The sequence below is a fragment of the Streptomyces phaeoluteigriseus genome (assembly GCF_001896135.2).
Classification (GTDB): Bacteria; Actinomycetota; Actinomycetes; order Streptomycetales; family Streptomycetaceae; genus Streptomyces; species Streptomyces phaeoluteigriseus.
Window position 1 is genome coordinate 1,045,767 of record NZ_MPOH02000015.1, and the last position, 14,319, is coordinate 1,060,085.

The following is a 14,319-nucleotide window of genomic DNA, read 5'->3' on the forward strand; positions in this document are numbered from 1 at the left end:
CGCCGTCTACAGACCGTCGAGGAAGCCGAGCGCCACCCGCCAGGTGGCCTCGGCCGCCTCCGCGTCGTAGTCGGGCAGGTCGGGGTCGGTGTAGAGGTGACCGGCCCCGGCATACCGGTAGACCTCCACGTCGGCGCCCGCCCTGCCCATCTGGAGGTACCAGGCGCTCAGCCAGTCGTCGGTCTCGAACGGGTCCGGCTCGGCCACGTGCAGCTGTACCGGCAGGCCGTCCACCGAGGCGTTCGGCGCGAGGTCGGAGGTGCCGTGCAGAAGCAGCAGGCCGCGCGCCTTCTCGTCGCCGAGGGCGAGGGTCTGCGCGATCGACGCCCCCAGCGAGAACCCGGCGTACACCAGCCCCCGCTCCGAGTAGGGCGCCGCGGCCAGGACGGCTCTCCTGAGCAGCTCGTCCTTGCCGATCTCCTCGTTGTGGGCCATGCCCTCCTCGACCGTGTCGAACGTACGCCCGTCGAAGAGGTCCGGGGTCCACACCTCGTGGCCGGCGGCGCGCAGCCGATCCGCCGCGGCGCGCACCGCCGGGCGCGGTCCATAGGTCGAATGGAAGAGCATGATGTTCATGGGGCCATGGTGCCAGCAGGCACCGACAACGCCCCCACGAGCCGACTCCCCCGACACGGCACGTGGCTCTCTTCACACCATCCGCATGTTCACGACGCCGCCGGGCCGGTTACGTTCGAAGGCATGGAGAACCTGCTCCGCCCACTGATCGTGGTCGGCGGTTCGGTCGTGTTGACGCTGTTCATCGGCTGGGCCACCGACCGACTGCTGTACAAGGCCGACGAACGGCATCCGGAGACGTCCCTGTGGGGGCTGCTCCGCCGTGGCCGCATCCCGTACCAGCTCGTGCTCTGCGCGGCGCTGCTGAGAGGGTCGTTCGACCGGGCCGAGGTGTTGGAGGGCCACCGGGTCGGCGTCGGCCGGACTCTCACCCTGGTACTGATCGGAGCGACCGCCTGGCTGGCCGTGAGGATCGTCGGCGCGATCGTCGAGACCACGTACACCCGTTACGCGCGCGTGCACCACGACGCGGCCCGGGTGCGGCGGGTACGCACCCAGGTGTCGCTGATCATGCGGGTGATCTACGCCGTCGTCGGCGTGGTCGCGGTGGCGGCGATGCTGCTGACGTTCCCGGCGTTCCGGGCGGCCGGTGCCTCGCTGCTGGCCTCCGCCGGCATCATCGGCATCGTCGCCGGTGTCGCCGCGCAGTCGACGCTCAGCAACATGTTCGCCGGGTTCCAGATCGCCTTCGGCGACATGGTGCGCATGGGCGACACGGTGGTGGTGGACGGCGAATGGGGCACGGTCGAGGAGATCACCCTGACCTTCCTCACCGTGCGGACCTGGGACGAGCGCCGCATCACCATGCCCGTCTCGTACTTCACGTCCAAACCGTTCGAGAACTGGTCCCGCGGCACCCCCCAGATGACCGGCACCGTCTACTGGCAGGTCGACCACTCGGCACCGGTGGACGCGATGCGCGAGAAGCTCCGCGACATCCTGCGGGAGTGCCCGGCCTGGGACGGCCGCGCCTACGGCCTGGACGTCACCGACACCACTCCCAACACCATCGAGGTCAGGGCGCTGGCGACGGCCAAGGACGCCGACGACATCTGGACGGTCCGGGTCAGCGTCCGCGAGCAGATGATCCGCTGGCTGTCCGAGGAGCATCCGTACGCCCTGCCCCGCGTCAACACCGCCGACGCGTCCCTGCCCCCGAACCGGGCCAACGGGCGCCTGGCCAGTGGCATATCGCCCCAGCGCCGCGCCTACGAGACACCACGAGCGGACCGCTGACGGTGCGTACCGCCGCGGGCCGGCGCCCGCGGCGGGCGCACGCCGTCGACGCGCACGACCCGGGAGGTGACATGCCGGCGCCCGGGGAGGCCGTCCGGTGCGGCACGACGGCCACGTCACCTCCGTCCGCCACGCCTTCTCGGAGTCCCAGCCGCCCCGGCTACCGCTGGAGGGAGCGCCGCATCGCCCGGTGCGGGATGCCCGCGTCCGGGAACTCCGGGCCGTAGGCCTCGTACCCCAGCCGCTCGTAGAACCCGAGGGCGTGCGTCTGCGCGTGCAGGTCCACGGCCGCGAGCCCACGCGCGCGTGCCGCGTCCTCGACGGCCCGCACCAGCGCGGCCCCGACCCCGAGCCCGCGCGCCTCCCTGGTCACCGCGAGCCGCCCCAGCGACCCGACCGACAGGTCCCCGCCGGTCTTCGCCGCGACCTCGGCGCCGTACAGCAGCCGCCCGGTCCCGAGCGGTACGCCGTCCTCCCGGACCGCCAGCACATGCACCGCGCCGGCGTCGTGGGCGTCGTACTCGATGTCCTCGGGGACGCCCTGTTCGCCGACGAAGACCTCCTTGCGGACCGCGAAGCAGGCCTCACGGTCGGCGGGGTCCTCGGCGACGCGGATCACGTACGCGCGCGTGCCGCTCATCCGTAGGTCTCCTCGCGGACCTGGTCGAGGGCCTGCTGGAGGTCGTCCGGGTACTCGCAGGCGAACTCGGCCCACTCGCCGTCCCCGGGGTGCTCGAAGCCCAGCCGGACCGCGTGCAGCCACTGGCGGGTCAGCATCAGCCGCTTGGCGAGCGTCGGGTCGGCGCCGTAGGTCAGGTCGCCGACGCACGGGTGGCGGTGGGCGGCCATGTGGACGCGGATCTGGTGCGTGCGGCCGGTCTCCAGCTTGATGTCCAGCAGGGAGGCGGCGCGGAAGGCCTCGATCAGGTCGTAGTGCGTGACGGAGGGCTTGCCCTCGGCGGTGACCGCCCACTTGTAGTCGTGCTGGGGGTGCCGGCCGATGGGCGCGTCGATGGTGCCGCTGGTGGGGTCCGGGTGGCCCTGGACGAGCGCGTGGTAGCGCTTGTCGACCGTGCGCTCCTTGAACTGGCGCTTCAGCGAGGTGTAGGCGCGCTCCGACTTGGCGACCACCATCAGCCCGGAGGTGCCCACGTCGAGGCGGTGCACGATGCCCTGGCGCTCGGCGGCACCGGAGGTGGAGATGCGGTAGCCGGCGGCGGCGAGTCCGCCGATGACGGTCGGGCCGGTCCAGCCGGGCGACGGGTGGGCGGCCACCCCGACCGGCTTGACGATCACGACCACGTCCTCGTCGTCGTGCACGATCTCCATGCCCTCGACGGGCTCGGCAACCACCTGCACCGGCGCGGGCGCCTGTGGCATCTCGACCTCGAGCCAGGCCCCGCCGTGCACCCGCTCGGACTTCCCGACCACCGACCCGTCGACCGTGACCTTCCCCGCGGCCGCCAGCTCGGCGGCCTTGGTACGGGAGAAGCCGAACATGCGGGAGATGGCGGCGTCTACACGCTCGCCCTCCAGGCCGTCGGGCACGGGCAGGGTGCGGATCTCGGGAATCGTACTCACCCGTCGAGTATGCCGGACTGGTCCGGCACCCCCGAACACACGCTCAGTCCTTGTGGACGGTCCCGTCCGGGTCGAGACCCTTGAAGGACAGCAGGACGATCAGGATCCCGCCGCACACGATCGCCGAGTCGGCCAGGTTGAAGACCGCGAAGTGCTTCGGGGCGATGAAGTCCACGACCGCGCCCTCGAAGACACCCGGCGCACGGAAGATGCGGTCGGTGAGGTTGCCGAGCGCGCCGCCGAGCAGCATGCCCAGCGCGATCGCCCAGGGCAGGCTGTAGAGCTTGCGGGCGAGCCGGGCGATCACCACGATCACCACCGCCGCGATCACCGTGAAGATCACGGTGAAGGCCTCGCCGACGCCGAAGGCGGCGCCCGCGTTGCGGATCGCCTCGAACCGCAGCCAGTCCCCGACGACCTCGATCGGCTGGTGGTGCTCCAGCTTCGCGACCACGATCATCTTGCTGACCAGGTCGATGACGTACGCGAAAGCGGCGACCCCGAACAGCACGCCGATCCGGCGCCTGCCGCGGGGTCCCTGCCCGGCGGCCTGCGCCGTGGACCCGTCGGCACCGGACGGGTCGGCCGAAACCGGCTGCCCGGGCTGCCCGGCGTTCCCGCCGGACGGCTCCGGCTCGGCTCCCCCCGCCTCTGGAGTGTCCGGCGTACCGATGATGCGCTCCGCCTCTGCCACGTGAGTCCCTCGACCTAGGTACCTGACTGAGGACGAGGGTACGGCACGCCCCCCGACGGCCGGGTGATCAGTACCGGCGCTCCTGCTTCTGCTTGCACTCGACGCACAGCGTGGCCCGTGGGAAGGCCTGCATGCGGGCCTTGCCGATGGGATTGCCGCAGTTGTCGCAGAGGCCGTAGGTGCCCGCGTCCAGCCGTTCCAGGGCGTGCTCGGTCTGGATCAGCATCTCGCGCGCGTTGGCGGCCAGCGCGAGTTCGTGCTCGCGCGTGATGTTCTTGGTCCCGGTGTCCGCCTGGTCGTCCCCGGCGCCGTCCCCCGAGTCCCGCATCAGTCCCACCAGGGCCGCCTCGGACGAGGCCAGCTCGGCGCGCAGCCGGTCCTTCTCGGAGTCCAGCTCGGCGCGGGCCTCCTCGACCTCCTCCGGCGTCCAGGGGTCCTCGCCCGGGCGCACCGCCAGCTCGCCGGGCTCCGCCCCGGCGAACCGCGCCTTCGGAACGGCGGTCTTCGCCGCCGTGGCCGTGCCAGGAGTCTTCTTCGCAACCACTGTCGTGGCTCCCGTCTGCTCCGCGGCCGAGGCCGCGCCCACCTTGTTGGCCGTGCTCTTCCTGGCGGTGCTCCTCCGGGCGGTCCCCTTCCCGGCCGCACCGCCCCTGCCGCCGGCCCCCTCCGGGCCGCGTCCACCTCACCGGCCGCACCCTGCGGACCGCGCCCGACTCGTGGACCACACCCTGCTCGGCAGCCGCCTTCCTACCGACGGCCGCCTTCTTCTCCGGGGCTTCCTCGGCGGGCGCCTTCTTGGCCGGGACCTTCTTGGCGACCGCCTTCTTCGAGGCCGCGGTCTTCTTCGCGGCCGCCGTCTTCTTCGCCACCGCGGTCTTCTTCGCGGCTCCCGTCCTCCTGGAGGCGGCAGCCCCCTCGGAGGTGGCTGCCGCGTCAGGGGCCGCGGCCTCTCCGGAAGGCGCCGCCTTCCTCGCCGCCGCCTTCCCAGCGCTTTCCGCCGCCTTCCCAGCGCTCCCCGCCGCCGCGGCCTTCACCGCCTTCACCTGCTTCGCCGGTTCCTCGGCCGCCGTGCCCGTTCCCCCTCCCCGCGCGCTCTTCTTCGCACCGACGTCCTTGGCCGCACCGCCGGAGGCGCCGGTGGACCTGCCGGACGCCGACTGCTGTACGGCGGTCTTCTTCGCCACCATGGCCGCGGCCCCTTCACATATTGTGATCTTGCACGCGAATCGTGCTGGGACGATAAATCGACTTGAGTCCCGCGGCAACGGGGCACACCGCCTGATTCGCCCACCTCGCACACGTCACGCGGCAAGCCTGCATCCGTTGTGCCCAGCTCCCCGCCGGGTAATCCGCCCGGTCCGCACTCCCGGAGCCCGAACCCGCGCCCCTCGCCATTCGGGTCATCCGGGACCGCCGCGAGCCCCCGGCCCGCGGAGCCCGAAAACCGGTCGGCCGCCGCCCCTGCGGCGCCGTACACTGGGCGCAGCGAGAAGCGTGGATGGGGACGAGTAGCGGCGTACGCAGCCCAGAGCGACCCGGGGACGGTGGAAGCCCGGGGGCGAGCGCGACGCGAAGATCACCCCGGAGCCGCCGGAAGAAGACCCGCAAGGGTTGGTAGAACCGGCATCGCGACCCCAATGAGGGGGCTCCCCGGCGCGTACGGCGCACCGGAGGGCCAAGGAGGGTGGTACCGCGGGAGCGCGCCGCACACGGCGTGGACAAGGCTCTCGTCCCTCCGACGGAAGGCAGCACATCCGCCGGAGGAAGCTCGTTGAACACGCAGCCGCAGTACCGCCAGGTACCCGCCCAGGTCGACCTGCCCGCCCTCGAGCACGCCGTGCTCGACTTCTGGCGCGAGCAGAAGATCTTCGCCAAGAGCCTGGAACAGTCCGAGGGTCGCCCCGAATGGGTGTTCTACGAGGGCCCGCCCACCGCCAACGGCATGCCGGGCGCCCACCACATCGAGGCCCGCGTCTTCAAGGACGTCTTCCCCCGCTTCCGCACCATGCGCGGCTACCACGTGGCCCGCAAGGCCGGCTGGGACTGCCACGGCCTGCCCGTGGAGCTGGCGGTGGAGAAGGAGCTGGGCTTCACCGGCAAGCAGGACATCGAGGCGTACGGCATCGCCGAGTTCAACGCCAGGTGCCGTGACTCCGTGACGCGCCACACCGACGCGTTCACCGAGCTGACCAACCGCATGGGCTACTGGGTCGACCTGGACGACGCCTACCGCACCATGGACCCCGAGTACGTCGAGTCGGTGTGGTGGTCGCTCAAGGAGATCTTCGACAAGGGCCTGCTGGTGCAGGACTACCGCGTGGCCCCCTGGTGCCCCCGCGACGAGACGGGCCTGTCGGACCACGAGCTGGCGCAGGGCTACGAGACGATCGTCGACCCTTCGGTGTACGTCCGTTTCCCTCTCACCTCCGGTCCGCTGGCAGGCCGGGCCGCGCTCCTGGTGTGGACCACGACCCCCTGGACGCTGGTCTCCAACACGGCCGTCGCCGCGCACCCCGACGTCACCTACGTCGTCGTGGCGAACGGCGAGGAGAACCTCGTCGTCGCACAGCCGCTCGTCGAGAAGGCGCTCGGCGAGGGCTGGGAGACCACCGGCGAGTCCTTCACCGGCGCCGAGATGGAGCGCTGGACGTATCAACGTCCCTTCGAGCTGGTCGAGTTCCCGGAGCCCGCCCACTACGTCGTCAACGCCGAGTACGTGACGACCGAGGACGGCACCGGTCTGGTCCACCAGTCCCCCGCCTTCGGTGAGGACGACCTCAAGGTCTGCCGGGCGTACGGCCTGCCGGTCGTGAACCCGATCCGCCCCGACGGCACCTTCGAGGAGAACGTCCCGCTGGTGGGCGGCGTCTTCTTCAAGAAGGCCGACGAGAAGCTCACCGAAGACCTCCAGAGCCGCGGCCTGCTCTTCAAGCACCTCCCGTACGAGCACAGCTATCCGCACTGCTGGCGCTGCCACACCGCGCTGCTCTACTACGCGCAGCCGTCCTGGTACATCCGCACCACAGCCGTCAAGGACCGCCTGCTCCAGGAGAACGAGAAGACCAACTGGTACCCGGACACGGTCAAACACGGCCGCTTCGGCGACTGGCTGAACAACAACATCGACTGGGCGCTCTCCCGCAGCCGCTACTGGGGCACCCCGCTGCCGATCTGGCGCTGCGAGGACGACCACCTCACCGTCGTCGGCTCGCGCGCGGAGCTGACCGAGCTGACCGGCACCGACCAGTCCGCACTCGACCCGCACCGTCCGTACATCGACGCGGTCACCTTCGCCTGCCCGCAGGAGAACTGCGGACAGCTCGCCACGCGCGTGCCCGAGGTCATCGACGCCTGGTACGACTCGGGTTCGATGCCGTTCGCGCAGTGGGGCTACCCGTACAAGAACAAGGAACTCTTCGAGTCCCGCTACCCGGCGCAGTTCATCAGCGAGGCCATCGACCAGACCCGCGGCTGGTTCTACACGCTGATGGCGATCGGCACCCTGGTCTTCGACAAGTCCAGTTACGAGAACGTCGTCTGCCTCGGCCACATCCTCGCCGAGGACGGCCGCAAGATGTCCAAGCACCTGGGCAACATCCTCCAGCCGATCCCGCTGATGGACCAGCACGGCGCCGACGCCGTCCGCTGGTTCATGGCGGCCGGCGGCTCCCCCTGGGCGGCCCGCCGCGTCGGTCACAGCACCATCCAGGAGGTGGTGCGCAAGACCCTGCTCACCTACTGGAACACGGTCGCCTTCCAGGCGCTGTACGCCCGCACGTCCGGCTGGGCCCCCTCCGAGGCCGACCCGGCCCCCGCCGACCGCCCCGTCCTCGACCGCTGGCTCCTGTCCGAACTCCACGCGCTCACCGACCAGGTGACCCAGGCGCTGGAGGCCTACGACACCCAGCGCGCCGGGAAGCTCCTCTCGGCGTTCGTCGACGACCTGTCGAACTGGTACGTACGCCGCTCGCGTCGCCGCTTCTGGCAGGGCGACAAGGCCGCGCTGCGCACCCTGCACGAGGTCGTCGAGACGGTCACGAAGCTGATGGCCCCGCTGACCCCGTTCATCACCGAGCGGGTCTGGCAGGACCTGGTCGCTCCGGTCACCCCGGGCGCTCCCGAGTCGGTGCACCTGGCGTCCTGGCCGGAGGCGGACCTCTCCGCGATCGACCCGGAGCTGTCGAAGCAGATGGTCCTGGTGCGCCGCCTCGTCGAGCTGGGCCGTGCCACGCGCGCCGAGTCGGGCGTCAAGACCCGCCAGCCACTGCGCCGCGCGCTCATCGCCGCCACCGGCTTCGACGCGCTCTCCCCCGAGCTGCACGCGCAGATCACCGAGGAGTTGAACGTCGAGGCCCTCGCGTCGCTCTCCGAGGTCGGCGGCAGCCTGGTCGACACGACCGCCAAAGCCAACTTCCGCGCTCTGGGCAAGCGGTTCGGCAAGCGCGTCCAGGACGTGGCCAAGGCCGTGGCGAACGCCGACGCGGCCGCGCTCTCCCTGGCCCTGCGCGAGGGCACGGCGTCGGTGGAGGTCGACGGCGAGACCGTCGCCCTCGCTCCCGACGAGGTCATCATCACGGAGACCCCGCGCGAGGGCTGGTCGGTGGCGTCCGACTCGGGCGCGACGGTCGCGCTCGACCTGGAGATCACCGAGGAACTGCGCCGAGCCGGCCTGGCCCGTGACGCGATCCGCCTGATCCAGGAGGCCCGCAAGAACAGCGGCCTCGACGTCGCCGACCGCATCGCGCTCCGCTGGACCGCGACCGACCCGGCGACCGTCGACGGGCTGGCCGGCCACTCGGCCCTGATCGCCGACGAGGTCCTCGCCACGGACTTCGCGCAGGGCGAGGCGGACGACACCTACGGCGCCCCGTTCACGGACGAGGCCCTGACCCTGACGTTCCGCCTGCGCAAGGCGTAGCGCCCGCGGTGCTCACCCAGGGCCCGGTCTCCCCGCCGAGGGGGACCGGGCCCTTCGGCTTGCCCGGCGTCCGCCGGACGCGGCCGGCATCGCCGCCGACGCACGGAAAAAGGGCGGGGCCCCGGATCGGAATCCGGGGCCCACGCCCTGTGAACGCTGCCGACGCCTAAGGCGTACTACTGGCCGTCAGTTGTCGTCCTCGTCGATGAGGAAGCCGCGCATCGGGGAGGGAGCCTGCCCCATCGGGGAGGGACCCTGCGGACGCACCGGCGCCATCGGCTGAGTCATCGCCGGAGACATCTGCTGCTGGCCGCCGTACGACGGGCCGGCCTGACCCGGTCCACCCATGCCCTGGTTGCCGCCGCCGTAGGACGGGGCGCTCGCGCCGGCCGGAGCCATCGAAGGCGCCGGGGACGGCGGCAGGGAGGCAGCGGCCGGAGTGCGCGGCGGGGCGAGGGAGTCGTCGGCCTGGGTCTCCAGCTGACGCAGCTGGGACTCGAGGTACGACTTCAGGCGCGTACGGTACTCGCGCTCGAAGCCGCGCAGGTCCTCGACCTTGCGCTCCAGCGTGGCGCGGGCGGACTCCAGGGAGCCCATCGCGACGCGGTGCTTCTCCTGCGCGTCCCGCTCCAGGGCGTCGGCCTTGGCACGGGCGTCGCGCTCGAGGCCCTCGGCACGCGAACGCGCCTCACCGACGATCTTGTTGGCCTCGGAACGGGCCTCGGCGATCGCCTGGTCGGCGGTCTGCTGGGCCAGCGAGAGGACACGGGCGGCGCTGTCGCCACCGGGGCCCTGACCGTGGCCGCCCATCGGACCGCCCATGGGGCCGCCCATCTGCTGCTGCATGGGGTGCTGGCCGCCCATCGGACCCTGGCCCATCGGACCCTGGCCCATCTGGCCCTGGCCCATCTGACCTTGGCCCATCTGCCCCTGCATCTGGCCCTGCATCTGTCCCTGGCCCATCTGGCCGGGACCCTGCGGACCACCCTGGCCGCCGCCGGGGCCGGCGGGCAGCTGCGGGGCACCGCTCGGCAGTTGGGGCGGGCCACCCATGGGGCCACCCATCTGCTGCGGCGGGCCCGATATGCCGGCGGGCACCGGGGCGCCCGGTCCGCGCATGCCCTGCGGCATCCCCTGCTGCGGCATGCCTTGCTGCGGCATCCCCTGCTGGGGCATACCCTGCTGCTGCTGGGGCATCCCCTGCTGCTGGTCCTGCTGCTCCGGAGGCTTGCGCATGTTCTGCTGGTTCTGGGCAGCAGCACGCGTGGCAGCGGCCAGCTTGGCGCGCAGGTCCTCGTTCTCCCGGAGCAGGCGGGTCAGTTCGGCTTCGACCTCGTCGAGGAAGGCATCGACCTCGTCCTCGTCATAGCCTTCTCGGAGGCGGACGGTCGTGAACTGCTTGTTCCGCACGTCCTCGGGGGTCAACGGCATCTCTTCACCTCAACGTAGTCGTCGGCATTCGGCAAGACGGTAGTTCACATCGCTCACAGCCGGCTCACGATCGAGATCAGGATGTAGACGATGATCATCAGTACGAAGAAGGACAGGTCGAGCGCCACGCCCCCGAGACGCAACGGCGGGATCACCCGCCGCAGAAGCTTGAGCGGTGGATCGGTGACAGTGTAGGTGGCCTCCAGAACGACCACCATCGCCTTGCCGGGCTGCCATGAGCGGGCGAACTGGAAGACGTAGTCCATGACCAACCGGAAGATGAGCACGATGAGGAAGACCATCAGCGCGATGTAGACGACATCCAGGACCACGCTCATGTTCGGTGCTTCCCTCTCCCCTGCTTACGTACTTTCTCGTCACTGCTGTTCCGGTCGTGCGTCTCAGCTCTGGTTGAAGAACCCGCCCTCTGCGATGCGGGCCTTGTCCTCCGCCGTGACATCGACGTTAGCAGGCGACAACAGGAACACCTTCTGCGTCACCCGCTCGATGCTGCCGTGAAGACCAAACACCAAACCAGCCGCAAAGTCGACAAGTCGCTTCGCGTCCGTGTCATCCATCTCGGTCAGATTCATGATCACCGGGGTGCCCTCACGGAAGTGTTCCCCGATGGTACGGGCCTCGTTGTAGGTCCGGGGGTGGAGCGTGGTGATCCGGTACGGCTCTCGTTCGGACACGACCTTGGGCATGATCACCGGTGCGTTCTTCTCCAGGGACTGACGTTCTTGTGTGATGGATGCCACGGGCGCGATACGCGCCGGACGCCCGGATTCCGCGCCTGGCGAAGCGGATCTGGCCACCGGCTCCCGCGGCACGGGCGGTTGCGTGATTCGTACCTCTTCGTCCCTTTGGGACTGATGTGCTCCATGCGACTGGTGCGACGGCTCGTGCCGTCGGTGATCACGCTCGGGCTCAGGATCGAGCTCGGGTTCGAAGTCGTCGTCGGGGTCGAAACCCCGGCCGTCGTACCCATCGTCCTCCACGAGGCCGAGGTAGACCGCCATCTTGCGCATCGCGCCGGCCATGCTCTGAGTCCTCCGCTCTGTGGTGGATCCGCTGACGACTGCCAGTCCCGCGATCCACGTGGTCCTCATGCCGCCTTTCGGCGGTAATTGACCATATTTTCTGCTGTGGTCCGACTTCCTGGCGACGTTACCCGAGCCTGGGGCGGACTCCGAGTACCGCGGTACCGACGCGTACATGTGTCGCCCCGGCCGCCACAGCCTGTTCGAGGTCCGCACTCATCCCTGCCGAGACCATGTTCGCAGCAGGATGGGTTCGGCGCAGGTCAGTCGACAAATCCATCAACCGGTCGAACGCCGCTTGTTGCTGTCCGGCGTACTCCCCGGTCAGAGGTGCGACTGTCATCAGCCCACCGAGCCGGAGCCCCGGAGCGCCGGCGACGAGGTCGGCCAACTCCGCGATCCCGCCCGGCGCGACACCGCCCCGCTCCCCCCGCGCGCTCTCGCCCGCGTCGAGCGCCACCTGGATGAGGCAGCCCACCTCGCGTCCGACCCGCTCGGCCTCCTTGGACAGGGCCGTGACCAGCCGGGCGCGGTCGACAGACTGCACGACATCCGCGTAACCGACCACGGAGCGCACTTTGTTGGTCTGCAACTGGCCCACGAAGTGCCAGGAAAGGGACAGATCCGAGCAGGCCGCGGCTTTGGGTGCCGCATCCTGGTCCCGGTTCTCGGCGACGTGCCGGACCCCGAGTTCCGACAGGATCCGCACATCGCTCGCCGGGTAGGTCTTGGTGACCACGATCAGGGTCACCTCCTCCCGCTTGCGCCCGGCCGCCGTACACGCGGCCGTGATACGCCGCTCCACATTCGCCAGATTCGCGGCGAGTTCACCCTTACGGTCCGTCATGCGCCATCAGTCCAGCCAGACATATCCCGCGAGTCGCCCCGTGGCGCGATCGCGGCGGTACGAGAAGTGGTCCTTCGACTCGCGCGTGCACACCGGCGACTGCTCCCGGTCGTGCACCCCGAGCCGGTCGAGCTGCGCGTGCACCCCGGCGGTCACATCGACCGCGGGAGTGCCCCAGCTCGTCTCGGCGTGCGCGGCCGGCTCGACGGCGGCCACCTCGGCCCGCATCGCCTCCGGCACCTCGTAGCACCGGCCGCAGACGGCGGGCCCGGTGCGGGCGACGATCCGGGACGGCTCGGCGCCGAGTCCGACCATGGCCCGTACGGCGGCGGGTACGATCCCCGCGACCATCCCGGGCCGGCCGGCGTGGGCCGCGCCCACGACACCGGCGACCGGGTCGGCGAGCAGGACCGGCGTGCAGTCGGCGGTGAGCACGGCGAGGGCGAGCCCCCGCTCCCGGGTGACGATCGCGTCGACCTCGGGCACCGCGCTCCCCCGCTCCCGGCCGCGCTCGAGCGGGGGGACCCCCGTGCCCCAGGGACCGTCGACGACGGCGACGTCCGCGCCGTGCACCTGGTTCATCCAGACGACCCGGTCCGCTTCGAGACCCAGCGACCTGGCCGCCGACTCCCGGTTGGCCCGTACGGCCTCGGGGTCGTCGCCGACCGCGCCGCCGAGGTTGAGCTCCTCATACGGAGCGGCGCTCACCCCGCCCCACCGGTCGGTGAAGGCGAAGTGCGCGCCGCTCGCGTGTCCGCGCTGCCCTATCACTTCAGGAAGTCCGGCACGTCCAGTTCCTCGGCCGCGCTGTCCGAGTAGCTCCGGGACGGCGGTACCGGCGGGGCGACCGGGATGTCGGCCACCGGCTCGGGCGCCGGCGCCGGGTCCTCCTTCGGCGTCACACTGCCGAGCGAGCCGAAGCTCGGACGGCTCTCGGACTGCCGTACCGGAGTGGGCTCCTCGCGGCGGGGCGCGGAGGAGGACGAGGACGAGGAGGCCGAGCCGAGGACGGTGTCCCGGCGGGCCGGGGGCTGGCCCCCGTCGAAGCCGGCCGCGATCACGGTGACCCGGACCTCGTCGCCGAGCGCGTCGTCGATGACCGCACCGAAGATGATGTTGGCCTCGGGGTGCGCGGCCTCGCTGACCAGCTGGGCGGCCTCGTTGATCTCGAACAGGCCGAGGTCGGAGCCGCCGGAGATGGACAGGAGCACGCCCCGGGCGCCGTCGATGGACGCCTCGAGCAGCGGCGAGGAGATCGCCATCTCGGCGGCGGCCACCGCGCGGTCGTCGCCGCGGGCCGAACCGATGCCCATGAGGGCCGAACCCGCCTCGGACATGACCGACTTGACGTCGGCGAAGTCGAGGTTGATCAGACCGGGCGTGGTGATGAGGTCGGTGATGCCCTGGACACCGGAGAGCAGGACCTGGTCCGCCGACTTGAACGCGTCGAGGACGGAGACCTGGCGGTCCGAGATGGACAGCAGCCGGTCGTTGGGGATGACGATGAGGGTGTCGACCTCTTCGCGGAGTTCCGCGATACCGTCCTCGGCCTGGTTCGCACGGCGCCGTCCCTCGAAGGTGAACGGGCGCGTGACCACACCGATGGTGAGGGCACCGAGGGAGCGTGCGATGTTGGCCACGACGGGTGCGCCGCCGGTGCCGGTGCCGCCACCTTCACCGGCCGTCACGAAGACCATGTCGGCCCCCTTGAGGACCTCCTCGATCTCCTCGCGATGGTCCTCTGCGGCCTTGCGGCCGACGGCCGGGTTGGCTCCGGCGCCGAGTCCGCGGGTGAGTTCGCGGCCGACGTCGAGTTTGACGTCGGCGTCGCTCATCAACAGAGCCTGGGCGTCCGTGTTGATGGCGATGAACTCGACACCCTTGAGACCGACCTCGATCATCCGGTTGATGGCATTGACACCACCGCCGCCGACACCGATGACTTTGATGACTGCGAGGTAGTTCTGCGGTGCTGCCACGTCGAAGGCCTCTC

General features: G+C 70.8%; 12 protein-coding genes and 1 pseudogene. 2 read left to right on the forward strand and 11 right to left on the reverse strand.

Going from position 1 to position 14,319, the window contains the following annotated elements:
• Positions 1–6: 6 nt before the first annotated feature.
• Positions 7–576, reverse strand: a complete 570-nt coding sequence (locus tag BM536_RS22685; protein WP_073493544.1) for a dienelactone hydrolase family protein — start codon at positions 574–576, stop codon at positions 7–9.
• Between the two features lie 123 nt (positions 577–699).
• Here BM536_RS22685 and BM536_RS22690 point away from each other — a divergent pair, with 123 nt between their 5' ends.
• A complete protein-coding gene (locus BM536_RS22690; protein ID WP_073493542.1) occupies positions 700–1,812 on the forward strand; it encodes a mechanosensitive ion channel family protein in 1,113 nt (370 codons plus the stop codon).
• A gap of 160 nt (positions 1,813–1,972) precedes the next feature.
• Here the strand turns inward: BM536_RS22690 and BM536_RS22695 are convergent, their stop codons facing one another.
• From BM536_RS22695 to BM536_RS43075, 4 genes and pseudogenes are all read right to left on the reverse strand, one after another.
• A complete protein-coding gene (locus BM536_RS22695; RefSeq protein ID WP_073493540.1) occupies positions 1,973–2,452 on the reverse strand; it encodes a GNAT family N-acetyltransferase in 480 nt (159 codons plus the stop codon).
• On the reverse strand, positions 2,449–3,393 hold the full coding sequence (locus tag BM536_RS22700; protein ID WP_073493539.1) for an RluA family pseudouridine synthase: 945 nt from the start codon (positions 3,391–3,393) through the stop codon (positions 2,449–2,451). The genes BM536_RS22695 and BM536_RS22700 overlap by 4 nt, the downstream gene beginning before the upstream one ends.
• 43 nt (positions 3,394–3,436) lie before the next feature.
• Positions 3,437–4,087 (reverse strand): signal peptidase II, encoded by a 651-nt coding sequence (gene lspA / locus BM536_RS22705; protein WP_073493537.1) that lies wholly within the window; start codon positions 4,085–4,087, stop codon positions 3,437–3,439.
• Positions 4,088–4,154: 67 nt separating this feature from the next.
• Positions 4,155–4,956: pseudogene (locus tag BM536_RS43075) on the reverse strand (TraR/DksA family transcriptional regulator).
• A gap of 902 nt (positions 4,957–5,858) precedes the next feature.
• On the opposite strand from BM536_RS43075, the gene ileS reads away from it, so the two are divergent.
• Entirely contained in the window at positions 5,859–9,005 is a 3,147-nt protein-coding gene (ileS, locus tag BM536_RS22720) for an isoleucine--tRNA ligase (protein WP_094103395.1), read from the forward strand.
• A gap of 186 nt (positions 9,006–9,191) precedes the next feature.
• Here the strand turns inward: ileS and BM536_RS22725 are convergent, their stop codons facing one another.
• From BM536_RS22725 to ftsZ, 6 genes are all read right to left on the reverse strand, one after another.
• Entirely contained in the window at positions 9,192–10,436 is a 1,245-nt protein-coding gene (locus tag BM536_RS22725; RefSeq protein WP_073493535.1) for a DivIVA domain-containing protein, read from the reverse strand.
• A gap of 53 nt (positions 10,437–10,489) precedes the next feature.
• Positions 10,490–10,774, reverse strand: a complete 285-nt coding sequence (locus BM536_RS22730) for a YggT family protein (protein WP_020129925.1) — start codon at positions 10,772–10,774, stop codon at positions 10,490–10,492.
• 63 nt (positions 10,775–10,837) lie between these two features.
• The gene (locus BM536_RS22735) at positions 10,838–11,479 is read right to left on the reverse strand and encodes a cell division protein SepF (protein WP_073493561.1); all 642 of its coding nucleotides are present in this window, start codon (positions 11,477–11,479) and stop codon (positions 10,838–10,840) included.
• A 127-nt stretch (positions 11,480–11,606) separates the two neighbouring features.
• Positions 11,607–12,326 (reverse strand): YggS family pyridoxal phosphate-dependent enzyme, encoded by a 720-nt coding sequence (locus tag BM536_RS22740; protein WP_073493533.1) that lies wholly within the window; start codon positions 12,324–12,326, stop codon positions 11,607–11,609.
• A gap of 6 nt (positions 12,327–12,332) precedes the next feature.
• Entirely contained in the window at positions 12,333–13,097 is a 765-nt protein-coding gene (gene pgeF / locus BM536_RS22745; protein WP_073493532.1) for a peptidoglycan editing factor PgeF, read from the reverse strand.
• On the reverse strand, positions 13,094–14,305 hold the full coding sequence (gene ftsZ / locus BM536_RS22750) for a cell division protein FtsZ (RefSeq protein WP_073493530.1): 1,212 nt from the start codon (positions 14,303–14,305) through the stop codon (positions 13,094–13,096). Before ftsZ ends, pgeF begins: the two co-directional genes overlap by 4 nt.
• Between the last annotated feature and the right edge of the window lie 14 nt (positions 14,306–14,319).